Annotated in this window: 21 protein-coding genes, 2 tRNA genes and 1 other RNA gene; 8 read left to right on the forward strand and 16 right to left on the reverse strand. The window is 71.2% G+C overall.

What is annotated here, in order from left to right:
• Positions 1 to 11: 11 nt before the first annotated feature.
• Together DEJ13_RS11980 and sp36 are read right to left on the reverse strand one after the other, a co-directional pair.
• Positions 12 to 473 (reverse strand): RidA family protein, encoded by a 462-nt coding sequence (locus tag DEJ13_RS11980; protein WP_111106560.1) that lies wholly within the window; start codon positions 471 to 473, stop codon positions 12 to 14.
• On the reverse strand, positions 470 to 628 hold the full coding sequence (gene sp36 / locus DEJ13_RS11985; protein WP_111106559.1) for a Sp36 family protein: 159 nt from the start codon (positions 626 to 628) through the stop codon (positions 470 to 472). Before sp36 ends, DEJ13_RS11980 begins: the two co-directional genes overlap by 4 nt.
• 50 nt (positions 629 to 678) lie before the next feature.
• On the opposite strand from sp36, the gene DEJ13_RS11990 reads away from it, so the two are divergent.
• The 5 genes from DEJ13_RS11990 (at position 679) to DEJ13_RS12010 (ending at position 6,148) form a co-directional block, all read left to right on the forward strand.
• Positions 679 to 3,243, forward strand: coding sequence for a transglycosylase domain-containing protein (locus tag DEJ13_RS11990; RefSeq protein WP_111106558.1), 2,565 nt, complete (start codon positions 679 to 681; stop codon positions 3,241 to 3,243).
• Complete coding sequence (locus DEJ13_RS11995) at positions 3,240 to 4,199, forward strand: metallophosphoesterase (protein WP_056118738.1); 960 nt, start codon at positions 3,240 to 3,242, stop codon at positions 4,197 to 4,199. Before DEJ13_RS11990 ends, DEJ13_RS11995 begins: the two co-directional genes overlap by 4 nt.
• Before the next feature lie 99 nt (positions 4,200 to 4,298).
• A tRNA-Pro gene (locus DEJ13_RS12000) sits at positions 4,299 to 4,372 on the forward strand.
• 130 nt (positions 4,373 to 4,502) lie between these two features.
• The gene (locus DEJ13_RS12005; protein WP_111106557.1) at positions 4,503 to 5,528 is read left to right on the forward strand and encodes a sensor histidine kinase; all 1,026 of its coding nucleotides are present in this window, start codon (positions 4,503 to 4,505) and stop codon (positions 5,526 to 5,528) included.
• Complete coding sequence (locus DEJ13_RS12010) at positions 5,525 to 6,148, forward strand: response regulator transcription factor (RefSeq protein WP_111106556.1); 624 nt, start codon at positions 5,525 to 5,527, stop codon at positions 6,146 to 6,148. The genes DEJ13_RS12005 and DEJ13_RS12010 overlap by 4 nt, the downstream gene beginning before the upstream one ends.
• Before the next feature lie 231 nt (positions 6,149 to 6,379).
• Here DEJ13_RS12010 and DEJ13_RS12015 read toward each other — a convergent pair whose 3' ends face one another.
• The 12 genes from DEJ13_RS12015 to ffs form a co-directional block, all read right to left on the reverse strand.
• A complete protein-coding gene (locus DEJ13_RS12015; protein ID WP_111106555.1) occupies positions 6,380 to 7,417 on the reverse strand; it encodes an LLM class flavin-dependent oxidoreductase in 1,038 nt (345 codons plus the stop codon).
• A 112-nt stretch (positions 7,418 to 7,529) separates the two neighbouring features.
• The gene (locus DEJ13_RS12020) at positions 7,530 to 8,162 is read right to left on the reverse strand and encodes a thymidine kinase (protein ID WP_056118745.1); all 633 of its coding nucleotides are present in this window, start codon (positions 8,160 to 8,162) and stop codon (positions 7,530 to 7,532) included.
• Positions 8,162 to 8,863 carry a DNA-binding response regulator gene (locus DEJ13_RS12025; RefSeq protein WP_235515382.1) on the reverse strand — a complete coding sequence of 234 codons (702 nt, stop codon included), beginning with the start codon at positions 8,861 to 8,863 and terminating at the stop codon, positions 8,162 to 8,164. The genes DEJ13_RS12020 and DEJ13_RS12025 overlap by 1 nt, the downstream gene beginning before the upstream one ends.
• Positions 8,850 to 10,046, reverse strand: coding sequence for a hypothetical protein (locus DEJ13_RS12030; RefSeq protein WP_056118746.1), 1,197 nt, complete (start codon positions 10,044 to 10,046; stop codon positions 8,850 to 8,852). The genes DEJ13_RS12025 and DEJ13_RS12030 overlap by 14 nt, the downstream gene beginning before the upstream one ends.
• Before the next feature lie 68 nt (positions 10,047 to 10,114).
• Positions 10,115 to 11,320, reverse strand: a complete 1,206-nt coding sequence (locus DEJ13_RS12035; protein WP_111106554.1) for a sensor histidine kinase — start codon at positions 11,318 to 11,320, stop codon at positions 10,115 to 10,117.
• A gap of 167 nt (positions 11,321 to 11,487) precedes the next feature.
• The gene (locus tag DEJ13_RS12040) at positions 11,488 to 12,714 is read right to left on the reverse strand and encodes an Rv2578c family radical SAM protein (RefSeq protein ID WP_111106553.1); all 1,227 of its coding nucleotides are present in this window, start codon (positions 12,712 to 12,714) and stop codon (positions 11,488 to 11,490) included.
• A 48-nt stretch (positions 12,715 to 12,762) separates the two neighbouring features.
• Positions 12,763 to 14,250, reverse strand: a complete 1,488-nt coding sequence (locus tag DEJ13_RS12045; RefSeq protein ID WP_082517690.1) for a malate:quinone oxidoreductase — start codon at positions 14,248 to 14,250, stop codon at positions 12,763 to 12,765.
• Positions 14,251 to 14,407: 157 nt separating this feature from the next.
• Positions 14,408 to 15,460 carry an aspartate-semialdehyde dehydrogenase gene (locus DEJ13_RS12050; RefSeq protein WP_111106552.1) on the reverse strand — a complete coding sequence of 351 codons (1,053 nt, stop codon included), beginning with the start codon at positions 15,458 to 15,460 and terminating at the stop codon, positions 14,408 to 14,410.
• 25 nt (positions 15,461 to 15,485) lie between these two features.
• Positions 15,486 to 16,748 (reverse strand): aspartate kinase, encoded by a 1,263-nt coding sequence (locus tag DEJ13_RS12055; protein WP_111106551.1) that lies wholly within the window; start codon positions 16,746 to 16,748, stop codon positions 15,486 to 15,488.
• A 113-nt stretch (positions 16,749 to 16,861) separates the two neighbouring features.
• Complete coding sequence (recR, locus tag DEJ13_RS12060) at positions 16,862 to 17,461, reverse strand: recombination mediator RecR (RefSeq protein WP_056118756.1); 600 nt, start codon at positions 17,459 to 17,461, stop codon at positions 16,862 to 16,864.
• On the reverse strand, positions 17,461 to 20,271 hold the full coding sequence (locus DEJ13_RS12065) for a DNA polymerase III subunit gamma and tau (RefSeq protein WP_111106550.1): 2,811 nt from the start codon (positions 20,269 to 20,271) through the stop codon (positions 17,461 to 17,463). The genes recR and DEJ13_RS12065 overlap by 1 nt, the downstream gene beginning before the upstream one ends.
• A gap of 84 nt (positions 20,272 to 20,355) precedes the next feature.
• Positions 20,356 to 20,452, reverse strand: an RNA gene (gene ffs, locus DEJ13_RS12070) — signal recognition particle sRNA small type.
• A 36-nt stretch (positions 20,453 to 20,488) separates the two neighbouring features.
• On the opposite strand from ffs, the gene DEJ13_RS12075 reads away from it, so the two are divergent.
• Positions 20,489 to 21,163, forward strand: coding sequence for an SDR family oxidoreductase (locus DEJ13_RS12075; RefSeq protein ID WP_056120078.1), 675 nt, complete (start codon positions 20,489 to 20,491; stop codon positions 21,161 to 21,163).
• Between the two features lie 63 nt (positions 21,164 to 21,226).
• On the opposite strand, the gene DEJ13_RS12080 is transcribed toward DEJ13_RS12075, so the two are convergent.
• Positions 21,227 to 22,423, reverse strand: a complete 1,197-nt coding sequence (locus tag DEJ13_RS12080; protein ID WP_111106549.1) for an acetate/propionate family kinase — start codon at positions 22,421 to 22,423, stop codon at positions 21,227 to 21,229.
• Between the two features lie 65 nt (positions 22,424 to 22,488).
• A complete protein-coding gene (pta, locus tag DEJ13_RS12085) occupies positions 22,489 to 24,600 on the reverse strand; it encodes a phosphate acetyltransferase (protein WP_111106548.1) in 2,112 nt (703 codons plus the stop codon).
• A 118-nt stretch (positions 24,601 to 24,718) separates the two neighbouring features.
• On the opposite strand from pta, the gene DEJ13_RS12090 reads away from it, so the two are divergent.
• Positions 24,719 to 24,803: transfer RNA gene (locus tag DEJ13_RS12090), tRNA-Ser, on the forward strand.
• 263 nt (positions 24,804 to 25,066) lie between these two features.
• On the forward strand, positions 25,067 to 25,618 hold the full coding sequence (locus tag DEJ13_RS12095; protein ID WP_056118769.1) for a hypothetical protein: 552 nt from the start codon (positions 25,067 to 25,069) through the stop codon (positions 25,616 to 25,618).
• The last annotated feature ends 48 nt before the right edge of the window (positions 25,619 to 25,666 follow it).

The following is a 25,666-nucleotide window of genomic DNA, read 5'->3' on the forward strand; positions in this document are numbered from 1 at the left end:
GGTCACCGCCGTCAGGCGGTCAGCTCCACCACCAGCTCGACCTCGACAGGCGCGTCCAGCGGGAGCACGGCGACGCCCACCGCACTCCGCGCGTGCACACCGGCATCGCCGAACACGTCACCGATCAGGGTCGATGCGCCGTTCGCGACGCCGGGCTGCCCGGTGAAGGACGGGTCCGACGCCACGAAGACCGTGACCTTGACGACCCGGGCGACCCGGTCGAGCGACCCGGCGACCGAGGCCACGGCGGCGAGCCCGTTGAGCGCGGCCTGGCGGGCCTGCGCCGTCGCGGTCTCGGCGTCGACGTCCGAGCCGACCTTGCCGGTGACCGGGAGTGCTCCGTCGACGAACGGCAGCTGCCCCGCGGTGTACACGTACTGCCCGGTGACGACCGCCGGCACGTACGCGGCGACGGGGGCAGCGACCGAGGGGATCGTCAGCCCGAGCTCGGCGAGCCGGTCGGAGACGCTCACGCCTGGGCCTTCGGACGCTTCAGGTAGGCGACGAGTCCACCCTCGGGCCCGGTGACGATCTGGACCAGCTCCCAGCCCTCGTCCCCGTAGTTGTTGAGGATGGCGGTGGTGTTGTGGATCATCAGGGGCGTGGTGAAGTACTCCCAGCGAGTCATGCGGTTCCTTGCCAGCCTTTCAGTCGTGGGTGTCGTTTAGGCTGCATCCTATGTCTGCCCAGAAGACGTCTGCCTCGCGGACCAAACCCGTCTCTGCAGTCGGCGCCTTCGTCGGTTTCGTCGGTTTCAGTGTGCTGGCCGGCCTGCTGGTCACCATCGGTGTCACGCCGGCGATCGCGGTCGCCGGTGTCACGACGACCTCGACGATCGGCGTGTTCGAGTCGCTGCCCGAGTACATCGAGATCGGTGACCTCCCGCAGCGCAACGAGGTCCTGGCGTACCAGGGCGGGCAGTCCGTGCACCTCGCGACGGTCTACGACCAGAACCGTCAGGAACTGAGCTTCGACCAGATCAGCGACCAGCTCAAGAACGCGGCCATCGACGGCGAGGACAAGCGTTTCTACGACCACGGCGGTGTCGACATGACCTCGCTCGTGCGTGCCGGTGTCGGCTCGCTCGCGGGCGGCCTCGGCGAGTCCGGTGGTGGGTCCACGCTGACGATGCAGCTGGTCCGCAACATCAAGATGCAGCAGGCCCTCGAGCTCCCGACCGAAGAAGAGCGCAACAAGGCCTACAACGACGCGGTCGAGCAGACCATCCCCCGCAAGCTCGAGGAGATGAAGCTCGCGATCGGCCTGGCGAAGAAGTACTCGCACAAGGAGATCCTGACCGGGTACCTGAACATCGCCTACTTCGGCGACCAGACCTACGGGGTGCAGGCAGCCGCGCAGCACTACTTCAACAAGAACGCCACGGACCTGACGCCACAAGAGGCGGCATCGATCCTGGCGATCGTGCAGTCGCCCAACACGCGCAACCTGTCCGACCCGAAGTACTACGACGCCAACGTCGCCCGGCGCGACGTCATCCTCAAGTCGATGTACGCGCAGAAGCACCTGACCAAGGAGCAGTTCGACTCGGCGATCGCATCGAAGCCGGCGGGCTACGTGCACCTGACGGCACCGAACCAGGGCTGCAAGGCCGCGGCGGGCAACGGGTCGCAGTTCTTCTGCGACTACGCCGTCAAGGTCGTCAAGCAGATGTCGCAGCTCGGCGGCACCGAGAAGGAACGCGGCGTCGCGTGGCGCAACGGCGGGTATACCGTGCAGACCACGCTGAACCTCGACCTCAACGGTCAGCAGAAGGACCTGCTCAACAAGTACGACCCGAACACCGAGACGCGGTTCCAGCTCGGTGCGACGATGAACTCGGTCGAGGCATCGACGGGGCGCATCCTGACGATGGCGCAGAACAAGGACTACGACCAGTCCATCCAGACGCCGCCCACCGCGACCTCGCTGAACTTCAGTGCCGACCGCGAGTACGGCGGATCGAGCGGGTTCCAGACCGGATCGACGTACAAGCTCTTCACGCTGCTCGACTGGCTGAAGGACGGCCACGGACTCAACGAGACCGTGAACGGCACGCCGCACAGCATCAACCGCTGGACGGAGTGCGGAGCCGTCAACTACACCCCCTACGGACCGAAGAACGACTCGGCTGGCGAAGCCGGCAACTACACCGTCGCCCGCGCAACGGCGCTGTCGGTCAACGCGGCCTTCGCCTCGATGGCTTCCAAGCTCGACCTCTGCGACATCAAGCAGACCGCCCAGGACCTCGGCGTCCACTCCGCCGACGAGAAGACCGAGCTCAACTCGTACCCGTCGTCCATCCTCGGGACGAACACGATCGCCCCGATGACGATGGCGTCGGCGTACGCGACGATCGCCAACAACGGCACGTACTGCAAGCCGATCGCGATCGACAACATCACCGACGCCACCGGCAAGAGCCTCGGCGGCCAGCCGAAGGAGTGCAAGCAGGTGCTCGACCCGAGCGTCGCCGCCACCGCCGCCTTCGCACTGCAGGGCACCATCAAGTACGGCACCGCGGTCGGCGCGCAGACGGCCGGCGGCACGCCGATGTTCGCCAAGACGGGGACCACCGACGACGCCGACCAGATCTGGCTCGTCGGCGGCAGCTCCAAGGTCGCCACGGCGTACTGGCAGGGCAACTGGGACGGCGGCAAGACCAACCTCCGTCACTACTACAGCGGGTCCGGGTACGGCTCCTACGCCAGCAACCGCGCCGACGTCTGGCGCCAGGCGATGACCCCGATCAACACGTACTTCCCCGGCGAAGCGTTCCCCGCGCCGTCGCAGACCGCGATCCGTGGCAACAGCATCGCCGTGCCGAACGTCGCCGGGCAGACCGCCGACCAGGCCCGCTCGGCCATCTCGGCCGCCGGGTTCACGTACGTCGACGGCGGCACGCAGCCGGGCGGTGGCACGGCGGGCACGGTGTCCTCGACCTCTCCCGGGTCCGGGTCGCTGCTCTCGCGTGGCTCGTCGGTGACCGTCTACACGACCGACGGCACGCAGTCCACGGTCCCCGAGGCCGCAGGCCAGTCCGTCGGTGATGCCCGCTCCACGATGAACAACGCCGGGTTCGGCAACGTCGCGGTGGCCGACGCGTTCGAGAAGGGCGACGGCAAGAACCAGTGCACCGTCGCGAGCATCGACCCGGCTCCGGGCACGGCGACCTCGAAGGACACCGGCGTCACGCTCAAGCTCTACGGGGACAAGGACGGCAAGGCGCCGAAGGGCTGCAAGTGACCCGCACCGGTCGCGCCGCCCTCGGTGTCCTCGCCGCGGGCGCCGCTGCCGGCACCGCCGCGGCGGCGTGGGGAACGCTCGTCGAACGCCGCCGTTTCGGCATCCGGTGGGAGACGGTTCCGGTCCTGCCGCCGGGGTCACGTGACGTCGTCGTGCTGCACCTGTCCGACATCCACATGGCGCCGTGGCAGGCCGACAAGCAGCAGTGGCTCCGTGACCTGAGTCTGGTCGAGCCGGACTTCATCGTGAACACCGGCGACAATCTGGGGCACGCGACGGCCAACGCTGCGGTCGAGTACGCCCTCGAGCCGTTCCGGGGCGTCCCGGGGGCGTTCGTGTACGGCTCGAACGACTTCTTCGGACCGTCCCCGCGCAACCCGCTGCGCTACTTCAGCGGGCCGAGTGCCATGCACGCGAAGGCGACGCCCGTCGACCTCGACGTCGAACGACAAACGGCGTTCTTCGAGTCCCTCGGGTGGCTCGACCTCAATGACCACGCCCGCGCCATCGAGGTCCGGGGATCCCGGTTCGAACTGTTCGGCACCTCCGACGCGCACCGCGACTGGGACCGGCTCGACCTGCTCCCCACCAACGTCGACGAGATGCGTGGCGAGGTCCCCTGGTCCGAGGATGAGGACGGCCCCACCCCGGTGTCGATCGGCGTCACGCACGCGCCCTACCGACGTGTGCTCGACGCCTTCGTCACGCAGGGCGCCGACATCGTGTTCGCTGGCCACACCCACGGCGGCCAGGTGGCGGTCCCGGGTGTCGGCGCACTCGTGACCAACTGCGACCTCCCCCGCGAGTACGCCAGCGGCCTGCACCGGTGGCAGAACAAGACGCACTGGTCGTGGCTCGAGGTCTCGGCGGGGCTCGGCACCTCGATCTACGCACCGGTGCGGTTCGCCGTGCGCCCTGAGGCCGTCGTCGTGACGCTGACAGCGCGCACCGCCTGACCGCCCGGTCCCGCCTGACGGGCCGTTCGGTTGGTCGTGAGCACCCTCGATCATCCGCTAGACTGCTTCAGGTCGCTCCACGGAACGGCCAACACACCGCGGGGTGTGGCGCAGCTTGGTAGCGCGCCTCGTTCGGGACGAGGAGGTCGCAGGTTCAAATCCTGTCACCCCGACACACGAAGGCCCGGATCCACCTGGATCCGGGCCTTCTCGCATGTCCGCACGCCCCCGTGTGTGTCCTCCGACACAGGGCACCCGAGCCGAGGCCGCAGTGCTCCGCTCCCCCGCTACCCTGGCTGGGCCATGGAGATCCCCGAGCCCCTCGCCCCTGTCCTGCAGCGCATCGCCGCGACGTCGCCCGAGCTCGGGGACGACCCCGTGATGGCCGCGAGCTTGTACGAGAACGTCACGTCGATGCTCGCCGATGCACACCGGCACTACACCGACGGGCTCGAGGCCTCGATCACGGGCGACCAGCTGCTCGCGGACGAACACCTGGCGACGGGCGCCCTGCACGCCGAGCGCATGCAGCACCCCGCCGGTGCCATGCTCGCCGCCGAGGTGCTGTTCGACGAGTACCTGCCCGTGTTCGTCGACGAGGTCGGTGCCACCACCCCGGCCGAGCTGCTCCGCGCCGCCAGGGCGCTCCACGCGGGCATCTGGCGGCGCTTCCCCGCCGGGGCCGTCGCCTACACCGAGGCGCTGCGCCAGCGCGTCACGACCGCGAACCTGGACTCCCGCGCGCACATTGCCCGTGACCTGCACGACCGGGTCGCCCACGGCATCCTCGCCGGGCTGCAGCGCATCGACCTGGCCCTGCTCACCGATCCCCCGGCGCCGGAGCGGACGGCGCAGCTCGAGGCCGCGGCCACCCAGCTCCGGCGTGCCCTCGGCGACGTGCAGAACCTGGCGGTCGCCCTGCACGCCCGCGTCGGCGACGACCTGCTCGACGCGGCACTCGCGCGGCACACCGCCGACCTGTTCCCCGACACGGAGCGCGTGACGATCTCCTCACACGGCACGCCGAGCGTGCTCGTCAACTGGCGGGCAGAAGAGGCACTGACGATCCTGCTCGAGGCGCTCACGAACTGGTGGAAGCACGCGCGCGACGCTGCCGTCCGCGTCGTGTTCACCTGGAGCGACGACGCCGTCACCGTCACGGTGGACGACGAGGGCCCCGGCTTCGACCAGGACGTGCTCGCCCAGGGACGGCTCGGGCAGTCGACGATGCGCGAGCGCGCGGCCCTGATCGGCGCGCGGCTCGACGTCCGGAGCGCGCCGGGCGCCGGCACCACCGTCACGCTCGTGGTCCCGCAGGGCGCACTGTGACCGCCGGGGTGACCCACGTCGCGATCGTCGACGACCACCGCCTCTTCCGCGAGGGCCTGGCGACGCTGCTCGCCGCCGTGCCCACGATCCGTGTCGTCGCACACGGGGAACGACCGTCCGACGTGCTCGACGGGCCCGAGGTCGCCGCCGTCGACGTGCTGCTGCTCGACGTCGAGCTCGACGGGCCCCCGGCACGTACGACCATCGCGACCGTCCGGCGGAACCACCCGCAGATCGCCGTCGTGGTCCTGACCATGCACCGGGACGCCGTACTCCGACGGGCGCTGCTCGACGCCGGTGCGGTGGACTTCGTCACGAAGGACACCCCGAGCCGCGAACTCGTCGAGCGCATCGTCCGCGCCGGCACGCACCCCGGCGGCCCGGTCACCTTCCCCGTCGACGTGGTCACGGACGCGCGGGCGGGCTCACCGCTCAGCGACCGCGAGGTCGAGGTCCTCCGCCTCATCGCGGCGGCACGCTCGAACGCCGAGATCGCAGCCGACCTCGGCCTCGCGGTCGGGACGGTGAAGCGCCACGTCTACAACGTGTTCCGGAAGCTCGACGTCGCCAGCCGGGTGGGAGCCGTGGCGACGGCCACGCGACTCGGCCTGCTCAGCTGACCCGAGCCTCCAGGCCGGATCGCCGAACCGACGGCGGGACGGCGGGACGGCGCGACGGCGCACAACCGGGACCCGCTCGCACCACGCGATCCCCTGGTTCGAGCGGGTCCCGGTTGTGCGAATCCGATCCGAACCGTGCGTCAGCCGCCTGCGTCAGCCGCCTGCGCCAGCCGCCTGCGCCAGCCGCCTGCGCCAGCCGCCTGCGCCAGCCGCCTGCGCCAGCCGCCTGCGTCAGGCAGCGACGGCGGACCGGACCAGACGGCCCTCACGGTGCAGCGCCGCGACGACGTCGAGCGCCTGGTGCCGGTAGCGGGCCTGGGCGGCACCGGGGGCGACGATGACGCCGTTCGCACCCGTCGACTCGAGCAGGGCGTTGATCTTGTCCGCCACCTGGTCCGCGGTGCCGTAGGCCTGTCGCTCGGTGCGTGCGGCGATGAAGCGGCGCTCGAGGTCGCTGAACTCGTAGGCACGGGCCTCGTCCATCGACACCGGCTCGGGCTTGGTGCCCTGTCGCATCCGGATGAACGAGATCATCCCGGGGGCGCTCTGCTCCTCGACGACCCGGGGGTCCTCGTCGGTGACGACCTGCACGCCGATCAGGGCGTTCGGCTCGGAGCGGAAGCGCGACGGGCGGAACGACTCACGGTAGAGGGCCAGCGCCGCCTCGGTGTTGTCCGAGGCGAAGTGGTGCGCGAACGCGAACGAGATGCCGAGCGCACCGGCGACCTGCGCGCTGTACCCGGACGAGCCGAGCAGCCAGAACTCGGGGACGTCCCCGTAGCCCGGCACCGCGCGGATCCGCGAGAGCGGGTTCTCCGCGTCCATGCCCGTGAAGAAGCCGATCAGGTCGGCCAGGCGCTGGGGGAAGTCGTCCACGTCGAGCCGGTCGGTGCGCCGCAGCGCCATCGCCGTCGCACCGTCCGTGCCGGGCGCACGGCCCAGACCGAGGTCGACGCGGTCGCCGTACAGCGCGCGCAGGGTGCCGAACTGCTCAGCGATCACCAGCGGCGCGTGGTTCGGCAGCATGACCCCGCCCGACCCGATGCGGATCGTGCTCGTGGCGGCGCCGACGGCGCTCAGCAGGACCGCGGGTGCCGACGAGGTGATGCCGGGCATCCCGTGGTGCTCGGCGACCCAGAAGCGCTCGTAGCCGGCCTGCTCCGCGTGCACCGCCATGTCGACGGAGCCCTGCAGGGCGTCGGTGTTGGTCTGGCCGTACTCGCGGGTGGCCAGGTCGAGGACGGACAGGTGCACGGAAGCGTCGCTCATGTGGTCGGCAACGCCGCCCGGCACGCGTGCATTCCGAGTCCCCTGCACCGGACGGGAGGCCCGGGTCGGCTCCGTCAGGCCGGGTCGCCGTCGAGTCGGCCGCCGGACTCGGTCAGGCCAGGTCGCCGTCGAGTCGACCGCCGGACTCGGTCAGGTAGCAGTTCGCGCAGAGCGACTCGTACTCGACGTCGACGCCGTCGATCGCGACCTGGGACCCGTCGAACACGAACCGCCCGTCGACCTTGCGGGCGTTGAAGACCGCCTTGCGGCCGCACCGGCAGATCGTCTTGAGCTCTTCGAGGGAGTGCGCGAGCTCGAGGAGTCGCCGGCTGCCGGGGAAGGCCTCCGTGCGGAAGTCGGTGCGGATGCCGTACGCGATCACCGGGACCTCGTCGAGCACAGCGATGCGCAGCAGGTCGTCCACCTGGCGTGGGGTGAGGAACTGGGCCTCGTCGACCAGGACGCAGCTGACCGCCCGGACCATGCCATCGAGACGGGGCGACTCCGGGTCACGCGCACCCGCCGCGCTCACGGCGGCACGGACGTCGTCGTCGGCGGAGAAGACGATGTCGACCATGCGGGTCACCCCGAGTCGCGACACGATCTCATGGTCGCCCTTGGTGTCGACGGACGGCTTCGCCAGGAGCACCCGGTGACCGCGTTCCTCGTAGTTGTAGGCGGCCTGCAGGAGTCCCGTGCTCTTGCCGCTGTTCATCGCGCCGTAGCGGAAGTAGAGCTTCGCCACTACGCGAGGAAGCCGTCCTCCGCCGCACGACGGATCAGATCGGACTTCTTCGAGGCAGGGCGGCCCACCTTGGCGTACTTCTCGCGGACGCGTCGCAGGTAGGTCTTGGCGGTCTCGTACTGCACGTTCATCTGGCTGGCGACCTCGTTCGTCGAGTAGCCCGACACGTACAGGCGGAGCGCCTCTTCTTCGCCGTGGCTGAGCTTCGGGCGCTGGTGGGCAGCCGCCCCGGTCGGCAGCGGACGCCACTCGCGCTGCGGCGGGGTCTCGCGCGCCACGCCCATGACGTCGCGGGCGACGTCCATCACCTCGCGCATCGGCAGCGACTTCGACAGGAACGCCGCCGCGCCGGCGGCAAGCGCGCGGTCGCGGGATTCTCGGGTGTCCACGCTCGACAGGACGATGACCTTGGCGCCGGCGGCACGGCAGGTGCGGACGCGGGCCTCGATCGAGACGGGTTCCTTGAGCTGGAAGTCGAGGAACACCAGGTCGGTCGGGAAGCTGTCGCTGTGGACCATCTCGAGCCAGGTGTGCGCGGTCAGTGCCAGGTCGAAGTCGAACGCGTTGACGGCGATCCAGCTCGACAGGCTGTCCAGCAGCACTTCGTGGTCGTCGAGGATGGCCAGACGCACCCGGCGGGAGCCCGGGTTCGGCAGGGCGGGAGTGCCCTCCGTCAGCCTGTTCGGGTCAGTGCTGGTCATAGGAGAACCTTAGTGCGAGGGAAGAGGGACGGACGGCGACGTCGAGGTCCGGGAACGTGACCCGGAGGACGGCGAAGTAGGGGTCGAAGGTGCGGTGGATGCCGACGTCGGTGTCGGCCACGTCCACGTCGAGCGAGACGAGCACGCGGTTCGTCGGCGGGTCCTGATCGCCGCGGGCGTCGGCGGTGCGGCGGTCGGCTGCACGACGGACCGTGGCGTGGAAGCCGGCGGGGTCGACGGTCGGGGCGCCGAGGACCGCTCGGACCACGGTCCGGACGACGGTGCGCTGGTCGGTGTCGAGCGTGGCGATGAGCCCGTCCGGGTCGTCGACGACAGCGCGTGCTCCGCCGTGGGCACGGACGGCCTGCTCGAACCAGGTGCGGTCGGCGTCGGCGACCATCGCACGACGGATGCCGTCTGCGATCGCCCGTGCTCGGGCGCGGTCGGCGTCCGTGATGGTCTCGCGGGTCCGGAGTTCGGCGAAGAACGGCCCGACGTCGCGCGCGAGGATCGTCGACCGGTCCTCTTCCACGCTGGCGGCGATCCCGTCCCGCTCGGCACGCTCGACCGAGTACGAGCCCGCGCGGATCTGCACGCGCTCGGCCAGCCCGCCGAAGGTCCACGCGAAGACCCCGGCGGCCGCGGTCAGCACGAGCGTCGGCGCGGCCGCCAGGAACGCCGACACGGACACCGGCACACCGTGCGGGAACACCGTCGCGGCGGTCCCCCACGCGGCCGCGTCGACGAGGGCCAGGACCAGGCCGCCGATCACCAGGTCGGCCCAGGGGCGGTACGGCGCCGCCATCACGATGCCCGTCGCGGTGAGCAGGGACATGAAGTCGTTGAGCGCGCTGCGGTCGGGTCCCCACTGTGCCGCGACGCTGGTGACGGCGGCGACGGCGAGCAGCACGACGTGCAGGGCGAACGCCCACCGCGGGAAGGGCGCGCGGAAGGGACTCGACGCCACGAGGACGACCGCGGCCGACGCGGCGAGCAGCAGGACCGTCATCGCGCTCAGCGTGGGGCTGCCCGCGACGTCGCGGTCGAAGACCGAGGTCAGGATCGCCCAGAGGACACCGGCGGCGCCGAGGACGACGGCGAGCGGGCGCGACCCCATGGCGCCGAGCGGGTCGTACTGCTGGGCGGTGCGTCCGGTCCCACCGTCCAGGGGTCGACGCGGCACGGCGCGGCGTGGGCGCCGTGTGGCGTCCCGACGCTGTCGCGGCCCGGACGGCACCGCAAGGCGAGCGCTCACGGAGTGGCCCCGTCCGCCGCCGCGACGACACCGGTCCGGACCTCGAACGGCACGGTCATCATGACGCTGGTGCCGGTGCCGGGCGACGACCACACCTGGACGTCGCCACCGACGCGACCGATTCGCTCACGGACCGAGTTGCGGAGTCCCATGCGGTCCGCCCCGGTCTGCTGCTCGTCGAAGCCGCGCCCGTCGTCGACCACCATCACGGTGCAGGCGACGCCGTTGTCGAAGACACTGACCTCGGCGGTGTCGGTGTCGGCGTGCTTGCGGACGTTCGCCAGGCACTGTCCGACCGCTCGGACCAGGGCGTTCAGTACGGTGGAGTCGAGTCGGCCCATCGCCGCGGGGTCGCCGGTCACCGTCACGTCGAGCCCCTCGGCGCGTTCCTCGGCGAGCATGTGCTCGAAGGCGTCGACCGCCGCGCCGGGATCGGTCGGCGGGGTCGGTGCCAACCACTCGGACCCCGTGAGCATCGCGACGTCGGCTTCGACGGTCCGTGCCAGCTGTGCGTCCATCGGTCCGTCGGGGGCGAGCGAGATCGCGCCGAGGTGGTTGAGCACGGTGTCGTGCAGGATCGCCGACGCCTCGAGCTCGACGCCGGCACGGTAGGCGGACACGTGTTCTTCGCGGGCGGAGCGCAGGAGTTCGGGTTGGACGCGCTGGGACTGCGCCGTGGGGCGGCTGGCGACGAGCACGATGGCGATCACGGACGCCAGGGTGACCCAGGCGAGGACGAGCGGGTGTCCGACTCCACCGCTCTGGAACGTGGCGATCGCCGTGGCGAGCCGCCCGACGACGAGCCCCGCGATCGACCAGAGGACGACCCGGCCGGGGACGGCGCCCGCTCCGCCGACCAGGACCAGCGGCACGACGACGAGCGACAGCAGGTACGAGGACACCCAGGGCACGGGGAGCTCGCGGAGGACGATGACCGAGAACCACCAGGCGCAGGCCCCACCGACGGCCAGGAAGGCCACGGCGGACCGCCACGTGCTGAACTGGACGTGGACGCCGATCATCGCCAGCATCGGCAGGACCGCCACGACGGCGGGCACCACGGCCACGCGGGGGTCGTCGATCCGGAACAGCACCAGGGTGATCACAGCAGCCACCAGCGACCCGATCGCCGCCGCGTGGAACGCCCGCACGGTCGACCACGCGTTCACTCGCGGAGCGAGGTGCGTGGGGATGCCGAGCACGGTGGATCGTCCTTCCGGGAGCCAGGGAGCGCCGCCCTCGATCCAACCACCACGACGGCGGTCGTGTACCCCGGATCGGGTACCGGGAGACGACTGTGTCGATGATACCGGCCCCCACTGACGCTCGGTGTCCCCCGAACGCGCTCCGCGGTCCGCACAGCGCGACGTCAGAACAGCGTCGGTCCACCGTTCGAGATCCCGGTGCCGGACCCGTGACGCGGGGCCCCCGCCGGGACGAGCGAGCGGGTGCGCAGATCGCGGCGGTCCCGCTGCTGGCGCTCGTCCCACGTGCGGTCCGCGCGCTTGAGCGGCGAGATCCCGGCGGCTCGGTCGCTGCCCGGCCCAGCAGCGGGGTCGGCGGTGCGTCGGTCGCCGACCGGGTCGTTGCCGAGGGGGCCCGCCCCTTGCGAGAACCCCATCGACCCGGTGGCGGGGTCGACCTGGCCGACGCCGACGCCGTGCGCGCGGAGGATCGGCCGGATGCGCTCGGCGAGCCACCGGCGGTAGTCCTTGGGTGCGAAGGTGTTGTCGAGGTACATCGCGCGGTACCGCGGCACCAGGTCGGGGTGCGTCCGCGCCAACCACTCGAGGTACCACGGCTTGACGCCCGGCTTCAGGTGGAGTGCCGAGTACATGACACTCGTCGCCCCGGCCGCTGCCGCGCGACCGATCGCGTCGTCCAGGTGCGCGACCGTGTCGGTGATGTAGGGCAGCACCGGCATCAGGAACACCGAGCACGTCAGCCCGGCGTCGCGGACCGCCCGCACCGTCGCCAGGCGCGCCGCCGTGGTCGGCGTCCCTGGTTCGACCGACTGCTGCAGGTCGTCGTCGTACACGGCGATCGACATCGCCAGGTCGACGGAGACCCGCTCCGAGGCCGCGACCAGCGCCGGGATGTCCCGACGCAGCAGCGTGCCCTTGGTCAGGATGCTGAACGGCGTGCCCGAGTCGGCGAGGGCGGCGATGACGTCGGGCATCAGCCGGTACTTGCCCTCGGCCCGCTGGTACGGGTCGGTGTTCGTCCCGAGGGCGACCGGGTGACGGTCCCAGGTCGGCTTCGCGAGTTCGCGCCGCAGGACGTCGGCCACGTTGGTCTTCACGACGATCTGCTGGTCGAAGTCCGCGCCGCCGTCGAACTCGAGCCAGGTGTGGGTGGGGCGGGCGAAGCAGTACACGCACGCGTGGGAACACCCGCGGTACGGGTTGATCGTCATGCCCCAGGTGCCGCCGTCGATCGCGTTCACGCGATTGAGCGCGGACTTCGCCAGGACTTCGTGGAAGGTCACGCCGGCGAACTCCGGCGTCGTCACACTGCGGACGAACCCGGTGTTCGACTCGAGCCCCGGGAGCATGTCGTCCCGTGACGCATCGATCGCCTGCCCGTCCCATCGCATGCCGTCATTCGAACACACGTTCGAACGCGGCGCAAGTGCGATCGGGTGTCAGTGGTGCAGACCCAGGACCTTCGCCGTGTGCGTGAGGGTCTCGTCGGCCAGGGCAGCGTCCTCGCCGAGGTCCCTGCCGTACGTCGGCACCATGACGCGGACCGCGTCCTCCCAGCGGTCCCAGCGGTCGGGGAAGCACTTGCGGAGCAGACCGAGCATGATCGGCACGGCGGTCGACGCCCCGGGGGACGCGCCGAGCAGGCCGGCGATCGAACCGTCTGCCGAGGTGATCACCTCGGTGCCGAACTGCAGCACCCCGCCCTTGTCCTTGTCGGGCTTGATGACCTGCACGCGCTGCCCGGCGATGATCTTGTGCCAGTTGTCGGGCTGCGCTGCCGGCATGAAGTCGCGGAGTGCCTCGAACTTGGTCTGCTTCGACGCGAGCAACTGGCCGATCAGGTAGCGGAGCAGGTCGAAGTTCGAGAAGGCGACGCTGAGCATCGGTCGCAGGTTGTGCGGCCGGATCGACTTGACCAGGTCGAACAGCGAGCCCTGCTTCAGGAACTTCGGGCTGAAGCCGGCGTACGGGCCGAACATGAGTGACGCCGACCCGTCGACGATGCGGGTGTCGAGGTGCGGGACGGACATCGGCGGAGCGCCGACGCTCGCCTTGCCGTAGACCTTCGCCGCGTGCTTCTGCACCACCTCGGGGTCATCCGTGCGCAGGAACTCCCCCGAGACCGGGAAGCCGCCGTACCCGCGGATCTCCGGGATGCCGGACTTCTGCAGCAGGTGCAGCGCCCCGCCGCCGGCACCGACGAACACGAACTTCGCCGCGATCGACTGCCGGGTCCGGCCGACCTCGTTGCGCACGTCGAGCGCCCATCCGTCGAACACCTTGCCGCGGCGGATGCTGACCACCTGGTGGTTGGGCTCGAACTCCACACCGTCGACCTCGAGCTGGTCGAAGAGCTGCCGAGTCAGCGACCCGAAGTCGACGTCCGAACCCGCGGCCGAGTAGGTGGCCGCGATCGGCTGGTCCTTCTTGCGCCCGGGGATGAGCGCCGGGGCCCACTGGCGGATCTGCTCGGGGTCGTCGCTGAACTCGAGGCCGGCGAACAGGGGGTGGTCCCGCATCGCCTCGTACCGCTTGCGCATGTACTCGACGTTGTCGGCACCCCACACGAAGGAGATGTGCGGCGTCGGGTTGATGAAGCTGGTGGGGTCGGGCAGCGTGCCGTTCTCGACGAGGAAGGACCAGAACTGGCGCGACACCTGGAACTGCTCATTGACGGTGACGGCCTTGGCGATCTCGACCCGGCCGTCGGGCAGTTCGGGCGTGTAGTTGAGTTCGCAGAGCGCCGAGTGCCCCGTCCCCGCGTTGTTCCAGGGGTTCGAGCTCTCCTGCGCGACGCCGCTGAGGCGCTCGTACACGCGGATCTTCCAGCTCGGCTCGAGTCGGTGGATGAGCGCGCCGAGGGTGGCGCTCATGATCCCCCCGCCGATGAGGACGACGTCGATCGGGTCCACCTGCTTCACTGCCACCAGGCGATCCTACAAGCGTGCGCCGACAGGGTGGACAGCACACGGACAGACTGGAGGCCCGGTGCAGGCTGGCACCGTCCCTCCAGGCGCAGCCGTCACGCCGCTGGCACGTCGCGCCGGTACCGGCTGGCGGGGCCCACCGCCGGTCGGAAGGGTCCTACGCGACGACCGCGCGACGCGCGACGACGACCTCGGCGATCTGGACGGCGTTCAGTGCCGCGCCCTTCCGCAGGTTGTCGTTGCTCACGAAGAGCGCGAGGCCGTGCCCCTCGGGGGCCGACTGGTCGGGCCGGATCCGCCCGACGAACGTCGGGTCCGCACCCGCCGCCTGCAGCGGTGTCGGGACGTCGGAGAGCTCGACTCCGGGGGCCGTGGCGAGGAGCTCCGTCGCGCGGGCTGCGGACAGCGGCTGGGCGAACTCGGCGTGCACCGAGATCGAGTGCCCCGTGAAGACCGGCACGCGCACGCAGGTGCCGGCGACGAGCAGGTCGGGGAGCTCGAGGATCTTGCGGCTCTCGTTGCGGAGCTTCTGCTCTTCGTCGGTCTCGCCCAGGCCGTCCTCGACGATGCTGCCTGCGAGCGGCACGACGTCGAAGGCGATCGGACGGACGTACTTCACCGGGTCCGGGAAGGTGACGGCGGACCCGTCGTGGGTGAGCCGCGCGGTGTCCTGCTCGAGCGCAGCACGGGCCTGGCCGAGCAGCTCTTCGACACCGGCGAGCCCCGAGCCGGAGACCGCCTGGTAGGTCGTCGCGACCAGTCGACGGAGACCGGCCTCGGTGTCGAGCACCTTGAGGACCGGCATGATCGCCATCGTCGTGCAGTTCGGGTTCGCGATGATCCCCTTGCCCGCGGTGTCGATGGCGTGGGGGTTCACCTCGCTGACGACGAGCGGGACCTCGGGGTCCAACCGCCACGCGCTCGAGTTGTCGATGACCAGGGCCCCGGCCGCGGCGAACTTCGGTGCGAGCGCACGGGAAGCGGTGGCTCCGGCCGAGAACAGCGCGATGTCGATGCCCGTGGGGTCGGCCGTCTCGGAGTCCTCGACGACGATCTGCTCGCCGCGGAACGGCAGCGTCGTGCCGGCCGAGCGGGCGCTGGCGAAGAACCGCACGGTGGCGGCGGGGAAGGCGCGCTCCTCGAGCAGGCGGCGCATGACGGCGCCGACCTGTCCGGTCGCGCCGACGACGGCGATGGTGAGGTCGGTCATGGGTGCTCCTGGTCGCGTCGGCGGGTCAGCGGCCGGTACCGGCGTAGACGACGGCTTCGTTGTCGGCATCGAGGCCGAACGCCTGGTGCACGACGCGCATCGCGTCGTTGAGGGTGTCGGCACGGGTGACGACCGAGATGCGGATCTCGGACGTCGAGATCATCTCGATGTTGATCGACGCCTGGTGCAGCGCGCGGAAGAGCTCCGCTGAGACACCGGCATTGGTGCGCATGCCGGCGCCGACCAGGGCGAGCTTGCCGATCTGGTCGTCGTACTGGATGCCCTCGAAGCCGATGTCGGCCTTCGCGACGCCGAGTGCGGTCATGACGGTCTGGCCCTGGTCCTTCGGCAGCGTGAAGGAGATGTCGGTGCGTCCGTTCGAGGCCGAGACGTTCTGCACGATCATGTCGATGTTCGCGCCGGCCCGGGCCACGATCGTGAAGATCTCGGCGGCCTTGCCGGGTTGGTCGGGCACCCCGACGACGGTGATCTTGCCCTCGGAGAGGTCGCCGGCGATGCCGGTGATGATCGGTTCTTCCACGGTTTCCCCCTCGGCAGGGTTGTAGACGATGGTGCCCTCGGCGTTGCTGAACGACGAGCGGACATGGAGGGTGACACCGTGCCGACGGGCGTACTCGACGGCACGGATGTACAGGACCTTGGCGCCGGACGCCGCGAGCTCGAGCATCTCCTCGCTGGTGATCCGGTCGATCTTGTGGGCCTTCGGGACGACGCGGGGGTCGGCCGAGAAGATGCCGTCGACATCGGTGTAGATCTCGCAGATGTCGGCGTCGAGCGCCGCCGCCAGCGCGACGGCGGTCGTGTCCGAGCCGCCGCGTCCGAGCGTGGTGATCTCACCGGTGGTGCGGTTGAAGCCCTGGAAGCCGGCGACGATGGCGACGTGGCCGGCGTCGAGGGCCTCGCGCACGCGCTTGGGGGTGACGTCGACGATCCGGGCCTTGCCGTGCTGGGCATCGGTGAGCATGCCCGCCTGGCTGCCCGTGTACGAGGAGGCTTCGACGCCGAGGCTCTTGATCGCCATCGCGAGCAGCGCCATCGAGATGCGCTCGCCCGCCGTGAGGAGCATGTCGAGCTCGCGCCCGGCCGGGATCGGCGTGATCGAGTGGGCCAGATCGACGAGCTCGTCGGTGGTGTCCCCCATCGCCGAGACCGCCACGACGACGTCGTTGCCGGCCTTCTTGGTCTCGACGATCCGTTTGGCCACGCGCTTGATGCTCTCGGCGTCCGCGACGGACGATCCACCGAACTTCTGCACGATCAAGGCCACGGGCGAGCACTCCTGGGACGAGGTTCCGCGACGCTGCACGGCTTCGACAATCGTAGTCGGTGTTCCGGGGATGTTGCGTCCGGACGGGGGTCCACGCAACGATCCTGCGTGCGCTATCCCCCGACGAGCCGGCGACCCTCGAAGGCACGGCCGAGCGTGACCTCGTCGGCGTACTCCAGGTCGCCACCGACCGGCAGGCCGGACGCGAGCCGCGTCGTCCGGATGCCCATCGGCACGAGCAGTCGACTCAGGTAGGTCGCGGTGGCCTCGCCCTCGAGGTTCGGGTCGGTCGCGATGATCACCTCTTCCACCGTGCCGTCGGCCAGGCGTGTCATGAGCTGCTGGATGCGGAGGTCGTCCGGTCCGACGCCGTCGATTGGGCTGATGGCGCCGCCGAGGACGTGGTACAGCCCGCGGAACTCACGCGTCCGCTCGATCGCGGCGACGTCCTTCGCCTCTTCCACCACGCAGATCACCGCCGGCTGTCGTCGGGGGTCGCGGCAGATGCTGCAGCGCTCCGACTCGGTCACGTTGCCGCAGACCTCGCAGAACCGGACGCGTTCCTTCACGTCGGCCAGCAGCTCCGACAGCCGGGACGGGTCGAACGACTCGCTCTGCAGGATGTGGAAGGCGATGCGCTGCGCCGACTTCGGGCCGATGCCGGGCAGGCGGCCGAACTCGTCGATGAGGTCCTGGACGATGCCGTCGTACATCAGGCGCCCTCACTCAACGTGGTCTCCTCGATGAACTGCGCGCCGAGGATCTCACGCACCACGGCCTCGCCGTACCGGCCGGGGACCGCTGCGCGGCGCGGCTGCTGGGGCTGTCGGGGTGGCGCTGCCGCCGTCCGCGCCGCGGTGGTCCCGTTCGCGGATGCCGGTGCGGCCGGAGCCGTGCCGGTCGGAGCCGTGGCCACCGCCCCGGCGGCGGGGGCGTGCTGTCGGGCACCGTCGTCGGGTGGGACGTCGTCGAAGGGGCCGTCGTCGAGTGGGTAGTCGTCGACGGGCACGTCCGGTGCTGCGGCCGTGCGCTCGCCCGGACCGGTGGGTGCCGGTCGGTCGGCCGGTGCCGGCGCAGCAGTCGGTGCCGGCGCAGCAGTCGGTGCCGGCGCAGCAGTCGGTGCCGTCGCAGCAGTCGGTGCCGTCGCAGCAGTCGGCGCCGGTGCGTCCGTTCCGGTCGATGCGTCGGGGGCGGCCGCTCCGTGCTGCGCGGGAGCGACGGTGTCACCGGGGCCGGTCGACCCGAAGGGGGCGCCCCAGGCAGGCTCGACGCTGTCGGGGACCGTCCCCGCGGTCGGGTCGGTCGCCGGGATGGACGCGACGGCCCACTCCGTGACGGGGTCGTTCGACGCGGCGGGTGCAGGTGCAGGTGCAGGTGCAGGTGCAGGTGCAGGTGCAGCCTGCGCCGGGGCCGCCGGGGTCGGCGCCTGCGCGGCTGCGTCCGACGTCGGGGCGGTCGCAGTGGGAGCCTGGGCCTGCCGAGTCGTCGCGGGAGCGGCCGATCCGGAGGCCGTCCGCGCCGCGGGCTCTGGCGGAGCGGCAGCCTCGGACGTCGGCGACGCGTCGTGTCCGTCGCCCGTGCGCCGTGGCCCGGGATCGCCGGCGCCGCTCGGACGCTGCTGCCCGGGACCACCCTGTCCGGGGCCGCGAGCCACGAACTTCACGCGGAAGCCGAGCACGTCGTTGATCGCCTGGCGGACGAGTTCGCTCACGCTGGTCGTCGGGTCGGACATCTCCTTGAACGAGGCGACGTCCTGGTGGCTGGGGAACGTGAGCGCCAGGACGTCGTCCCGCAGCGAGGTGACCTGTGCGGTGACGATCACCGTCCACGCGGAGCGCTTGGCGCGCTGGACGTGCTCGAGGACCTGCGGCCATGCGTCGCGCATCTGCTGGAGACCGACCGCGGCGATCGGCTGGACGGCAGGCTCGGACCCGATGACGGTGCCCTGGCCCGTCGAGGAGGACGACGCGTGTTCCGACGGCACGGACGGATCGGAGGGTGCGGTGGACTCGGCGTGTGGCGTTCCCGGTGCGACGGCGGCCCACGAGGCCGCTGCGTCCTGGGCGGCGTTCGCGGCGGCTGCCGGCGCGGACTCGGAGTCGGCAGCCGGTGGGACCGACGCTGCCGAGGTGGACGCGGACGGAGCGGACGCGGACGGAGCGGACGCAGACGGAGCAGTCGCCGACGAGGGTGGTGCCGACGGAGCCGGAGCCGTCGGGGCGGAACTGGCCGGAGCAGCGCCGCCGTCGGGTGCCGGCGCTGCCGGCTGCGACGACGCGGCAGCAGGAGCGGTGCGCGCAGGCTGCGATCCGGTCCGGGCCGCCGGCGCCTCGGCCGGCGCCTGGTGCCCGCCGGCGTCGCCGACGCCCACACGACGCTCGAGGCGCTCGACCCGGGCCAGGGCGCCACGCTGCGTGTCGTCCGCTTCCGGCACGAGCATCCGCGCCACCATCAGCTCGAGGTGCAGTCGGGGCGAGGTCGCTCCGGTCATGTCGGTCAGTGCGCGGTTCGCGATGTCGGCGCCGCGGGACAGCCCGGTGGCACCGAACACACCGGCCTGGCGCGACATGGTGTCGAGCTCTTCCGGGGAGACGCCACGCAGGACGGCGCCCGCGCTCTCGTTCGTCGCGGCGACCACGATCAGGTCGCGGAGTCGTTCGAGCAGGTCCTCGACGAAGCGGCGCGGGTCCTGACCGGTCTGCACGACGCGGTCGACCGCGGCGAAGGCCGAGCCGGGGTCAGCGACCGCCAACGCGTCGACGACGTCGTCGAGCAGGGCGCTGTCCGTGTACCCGAGCAGGGCGACCGCACGCTCGTAGCGGAGCGCGCCGTCCTCACTGCCCGCGATGAGCTGGTCGAGCAGCGACAGGGTGTCGCGGACGGACCCGCCACCCGCACGGACGACCAGCGGCAGCACCCCCGGGTCGACCGTCACCGATTCCTGCGTGCAGAGCTGCTCGATGTACTCGAGCATCGCGGCCGGCGGGACGAGCCGGAAGGGGTAGTGGTGCGTGCGCGACCGGATCGTGCCGATGACCTTCTCGGGTTCGGTCGTCGCGAAGATGAACTTGACGTGCTCCGGCGGTTCCTCGACCAGCTTGAGCAGCGCGTTGAACCCCTGCGGGGTCACCATGTGCGCTTCGTCGAGGATGAAGATCTTGTAGCGGTCGCGCGCCGGTGCGAACACCGCGCGGTCACGCAGGTCGCGCGCGTCGTCGACACCGTTGTGGCTGGCGGCGTCGATCTCGATGACGTCGAGCGAGCCGCTGCCGCCGCGTGCGAGTTCAACGCAGCTGGGGCAGACACCGCACGGGGTGTCGGTCGGCCCCTCGGCACAGTTCAGGCAGCGCGCCAGGATGCGGGCGGAGGTCGTCTTGCCACAGCCGCGCGGCCCGCTGAACAGGTAGGCGTGGTTGACACGGTTCGTGCGGAGGGCGGTGCGGAGCGGATCGGTGACCTGCGACTGTCCGATCAGCTCGGCGAAGTTCTCGGGCCGGTAACGGCGATACAGGGCGGTGACCACGCGACAAGGGTAGCCGGGACAGCCGACACCGGGAGGCCGTTCTCCACAGGCGTCGGAGCGACCGGCGTGGACCCGTCCGCGAACGAAGAAGACTCCTCACGCACCCGCCAGAGCCCGGTTGCCCTTGCTGCGTTTCCGCCCTGGGGGAGTTGGCCTGGATGGCGTCACGTGAGGAGCCTCCGGAAGCATACCGGAACCGACGGGCATGATCGAACGCATGAAGATCGCCATCGCCGGAGGCCACGGCCAGATCGCCCTCCTCCTCGCCCGCCTGGTCGTCGACGCCGGACACGAGGCCGTCGGCATCGTCCGGAACCCCGCCCACGTCGCCGATGTCGAGCAGACCGGGGCCACCGCGATGATCGCCGACCTCGAGCAGCTCGACGACGACGAGCTCGCGCTCCGGCTGCGCGGGGTGGACGCCGTCGTGTTCGCCGCCGGCGCTGGGCCGGACAGCGGCGCCGAGCGGAAGCTCACGGTCGACCGCGACGCCGCGGTCCTGCTCGCCGATGCCGCGGTCCGGGTCGGCATCGAACGGTACGTGATGATCTCGGCGATGGGTGCCGACACCTACGACGCGACCCAGGCCGTCGTCCCCGCGGCAGACGACCGCGCGGTGTTCCAGGTCTACCTGCGCGCCAAGGCCGAGGCCGACGCGAACATCCGGGCGCGGCGCTTGCGCTGGACGATCGTCCGTCCCGGTGGGCTGCTCGACACCCCGCCGCAGGGCACCGTGACGGTGGGGTCCACGGTCCCCCGCGGGACGATCCCCCGGGCCGACGTCGCGGCGGTCGTGCTGCACGCGCTGCTCGACGACGCCGCGATCGGTGTGCAGTTCGAGGTCACGAGCGGCAACACGCCGATCACTGCCGCACTGGGTGCACTGGGCTGACCCACGGACGGACAGGAGGCCCCGTGCGCGACGTGCGCGGGGCCTCCTGTCCGTTGTGGGTGTCTACAGCGCGACGGCCGCGGACTGCCGCGCGATCTCGAGCTCTTCGTTCGTCGGGACGACGAGCACGGCCACCCGTGAGGAGTCCGTCGAGATGAGCCGGGCGTCCTTCGCGTGCAGTTCGTTGCGGTCGTCGTCGATCTCGATGCCGAGGTGCTCGAGTCCGGCGAGCACCCGCCGACGCAGCAGCGCGTTGTTCTCGCCCACGCCCGCGGTGAACACGACGGCGTCCAGCCCGCCGAGCTGCGCGGTGTAGGCCCCGACGTACCGGCGGATGCGGTGCCGGTACACGGCGAGCGCCGCCTCGGCGGTCTCGTCCCCGTCGATCGCCGCTGCCTGGACGTCGCGCATGTCACCGTTGCCGGTGAGTCCGAGCAGTCCGGACCGCTTGTTGAGCATGTCGTCGAGCTCGTCGAAGGACAGCCCGGCCTGTCGGTGCAGGTGGATGAGGACCGCGGGATCGAGGTCACCGGAGCGGGTCCCCATCACCAGACCTTCGAGCGGAGTGAGGCCCATCGAGGTCTCGATCGACCGACCGCCGTCGATGGCCGCCGCCGACGCGCCGTTGCCGAGGTGCAGGACGATGGTCTTCAGCTCGGACAGCGGCCGGTCGAGGAACACGGCGGTCTGCTCGGAGACGTACTTGTGGCTGGTGCCGTGCATGCCGTACCGGCGCACGGAGTACTGCGACGCCAGGTCGGCCGGGATCGCGTACGTGTAGGCCTCGGGCGGCATCGTCTGGTGGAACGCGGTGTCGAACACGGCGACGTGCGGCACGTCGGAGAAGACCCGCTGTGCGGCCCGGATCCCCTCGAGGTTGGCGGGGTTGTGCAGCGGCGCCAGGCTCGAGAGCGCCTCGATCTGCTGCTCGACCTGCGGCGTGACGACGGTCGCCCGGTCGAAGGTCGTCCCGCCGTGGACGACGCGGTGGCCGACGACCGCCGGCGGGTGCTCGTCGAACGACGGGCCGGTCCTGCTGAACGCGTCGAGCATCGCCTGGAAGCCCGCCGCGTGGTCCGGCACCTCAGCCGAGTCGTTCGACGCGGACTCCCCCGTCAGCGCGTTCGTGTGCTTCCACGAGCCGGACGACTCACCGATGCGCTCGACGAGTCCGGACGCGAGCATCCGCTCACCGTCGAGCTCGATGAGCTGGTACTTGAACGAACTCGATCCGGAGTTGACGACGAGGGCGGATGTCACGTGTCGCTCGCTTTCTGTGCGTGGCCCGGTCGGGCCGGTCTGGAGGCGCGGGTGCGGTCCGGCGGTCAGCCCGCGTCCGGCTCGGCGGTGCCGGCCTGGATCGCGGTGATTGCGACGGTGTTGACGATGTCGCTGACGAGCGCGCCACGGGACAGGTCGTTGATGGGCTTGCGGAGCCCCTGCAGCACCGGGCCGATCGCGACCGCGCCGGCTGATCGCTGCACGGCCTTGTACGTGTTGTTGCCGGTGTTGAGGTCCGGGAAGATGAACACGGTCGCGTGCCCGGCGACCGGGGAGTCCGGCATCTTCGTGCTGGCGACCGTGGGGTCGGCGGCGGCGTCGTACTGGATCGGGCCCTCGACGAGCAGGTCGGGGCGACGCTCGCGGACGAAGGCCGTGCCGGCACGGACCTTGTCGACGTCGGCCCCCGTGCCGCTGTCGCCCGTCGAGTAGCTGAGCATCGCCACGCGCGGGTCGATGCCGAACTGGGTCGCGGTCTCGGCGGAGGAGATCGCGATGTCGGCGAGCTGCTCGCTCGTGGGGTCCGGGATGACCGCGCAGTCACCGTAGACGAGCACCCGGTCGGCGAGCGCCATCAGGAACACGCTCGACACGATCGAGGTGTCCGGGCGGGTCTTGATGATCTCGAAGGACGGCCGGATGGTGTGCGCCGTGGTGTGCTTCGCCCCGGACACCATGCCGTCGGCGAGCCCGAGCTGCACCATCATCGTGCCGAAGTACGACACGTCGGTCACGGTGTCGCGGGCGAGCTCGATGCTCATGCCCTTGTGGGCGCGCAGGCGGGTGTACTCGGCAGCGAAGCGTTCGCGCAGCTCCGGGTCGAAGGGCGACACGAGCTGTGCGGCGTCGAGGTCGAGGCCGAGCTCGGTCGCCCGGGCCCGGATGGCGGCGGGGTCGCCCAGGATCGTGAGGTCGCACACCTGGCGCTGCAGGAGCGTCGACGCCGCGCGGAGGATGCGGTCGTCGTCCCCCTCGGGCAGGACGATGCGCCGGGCGTGGTCGCGCGCCCGCTCGATCAGGCCGTGCTCGAACATCAGCGGTGTCACGACGCCCGAGGGCGTGACCTCGAGCCGGGCGAGGAGCTCGTCCGCGCGCACGTGCCGCTCGAACAGCGCCAGCGCCAGGTCGGCCTTGCGCGGGGAGTCCGCCGCGAGCCGCCCGCGCGTCTGGGTGATCCGGAGCGCGGTGTCGTACGTGCCGAGGTGGTTGGTGGCGATCGGCAGCGAGCTGGACAGCCCTTCGAGCAGGCGCGTGATCTGCGGCGCGGTCTCGAACCCGCCGTTGAGGATCACCCCGGCCAGGCTCGGGAAGGTCTCGGACTGGTTCGCGAGCAGGGTCGCGATGAGGACGTCGTTGCGGTCGCCGGGGACGACGACGATCCCGCCCTCGATCAGACGCGGGAGCACGTTCTCCATGCTCATGCCCGCCACCACGGTGCCCAGGGCCTCGCGGTCGAGCAGGGCTTCGTCGCCGCGGACGAACGTGGCGTCGGTGGCGGCGAGCAGGGCCCGCACGGTCGGGGCGACCAGGACCGTGTCCTCGGGGATCGCCCACACCGGTGTGTCGGGGTGGTGGTCGGCGACCGCGGCGGCGACGCTCGCGCAGACGGTGTCCAGCGCGTCGGGGTCGGCACGGTTCACCACGACCCCGAGCAGCTGGGCGTGTGCGGCGCGGAGTTCGCTGGTGGTGACGTCCGCGACCTGTGCCATGTCGGCCGGCGTCCGCGCGCCGCGCTCGGCGGACACCCGGCCGCCCAGCACCAGGAGCACCGGTGCACCGAGGTTCGCCGCGACCTTGGCGTTGAACGACAGCTCGGTGGGGCTGCCGACGTCGGTGTAGTCCGACCCGAGCACCAGGACCGCGTCGTACTGGCGCTCGACCTGCCCGAAGCGACCGACGATCGTCGCGAGGGCGGCATCGGGGTCGGCGTGGACGTCGTCGTAGGTCACGCCGAGCGCGTCGTCGTAGGACTGGTTGGTGCCGGTGTGCTGGAGCAGGAGCTGCAGCACGTAGTCGGGTTCCTCGACCGAACGGGCGACGGGCCGGAACACGCCGACGCGTCCGACCGTGCGCGCGAGGGTCTCGAGGACACCGAGCGCCACCGTGCTCTTGCCCGTGTGTCCTTCTGCTGACGTGATGTAGATGCGGGTCGACACCGTCTCAGCGTATCGGCGCGCCCGTCGTGGCCACTGGGAACCGGGCCACTGTGGACGGAGGTGGTCGTCCACAGGCCCGATGACCTGTACCATGGGGTGTCGTCGCGAGACGGCACCAGGAGAATTCGCCTAGTGGCCTATGGCGCACGCTTGGAAAGCGTGTTGGGTGCAAGCCCTCGGGGGTTCGAATCCCCCATTCTCCGCAGCACCACCGAGAGCGCGAGACCCCGTCGGGTCTCGCGCTCTCGTCGTTCGTGCCGCGTCGGTCGTGCCGCGTCGGTCGTGCCGCGTCGGTCGTGCCGCGTCGGTCTGGGGCCGGTCCCCCACCCGGTGGACGCCCCTGCACCCCGTTCGCCAGGAACGCCGTGGGAAGGGTGGACAGATCTGTCGCGGGCCTCCGCCGCTCCCCTATGCTGGCCGGGACGGGCGGCCCGACACGGGCGCCCGAGGGGACAGGAGCGAAGCCGTGGGGGAGACGACGGTGCCGGCGGAGACGCCCCGGACGGAGACGGCCTACGAGCTCGTCCTGCGCCCGCGGTCCTCGCTCGTGCGGTCGACCGCGCTGAGCATCGTCTTCTCGGCCGTGCCGCTCGTCGTCGCACTCGTCTGGGTCGCGCTCCCGCTGCGGCTCTGGGCCCTGGTGGCGACGGCCGTCGTGGTGCTCGCCGTGGTCGCGGGTCTGGCCTTCGTCCGGCTGCGGTTCGCGTTCGTCGGCATCGGCACCGACGCGGTCGCGGTCCGCGGTCTCGTCACCCCGGCCAGGACCTTCCCACGCTCCGAGGTCGCTGGCCTCGTGCTCGGCACGACCTTCGGCAGCTCGGTGGACCGGACGACGCGCGAGCTCGTCGCGGTCGACGCCACCGGCGCACGGCTGTTCCGGATGCGCGCGGACGTCTGGGGCGAGGACGCGATCGACCGGGTCGTCGAGACCCTCGGCGTCCAGATCACGGAGCTCCGGCGACCGATGCCCGCGCGGGACTTCGCCCGACGGACCCTGCGCGGGCGCCGCGACGACTGACCCGGCGCTGCACGACGTCCCCTGAGGGAGCTCGCACCCGCGCGCCGC

The sequence above is a fragment of the Curtobacterium sp. MCLR17_007 genome (genome assembly GCF_003234655.2).
In the GTDB taxonomy this organism is placed as follows: domain Bacteria; phylum Actinomycetota; class Actinomycetes; order Actinomycetales; family Microbacteriaceae; genus Curtobacterium.